The organism is Xanthobacter autotrophicus (genome assembly GCF_030015065.1).
Taxonomy (GTDB): domain Bacteria; phylum Pseudomonadota; class Alphaproteobacteria; order Rhizobiales; family Xanthobacteraceae; genus Xanthobacter; species Xanthobacter autotrophicus_D.
On sequence record NZ_JAIVFN010000594.1, the window covers coordinates 1 to 210 of the forward strand.

Here is a 210-nt window from a genome sequence, read left to right on the forward strand (position 1 = left end):
GGCACCGGGTCGCTGACGGTTCAGAACGGCGGCAACGTCGGCAGCAGCAACGTTATCTATGTCGGCAACAACAATGGATCGAGCGGCACGCTGAATGTCCAGAGCGGCGGATCGGTGACCGGCGCCAACGTCTATATTGGCAACACCACCGGGTCGACGGGGACAGCCACGATCACCGGCACGGGATCGCAACTGACTTCCACCACAAAC

At 61.4% G+C, this 210-nt stretch carries 1 protein-coding gene; it reads left to right on the top strand.

Annotated elements, in window-relative coordinates; translation table 11 throughout:
- Nucleotides 1-210, top strand: a 210-nt coding sequence (locus K9U40_RS24670) for a hypothetical protein (protein ID WP_282892655.1), incomplete at both ends; no start/stop codon positions are given.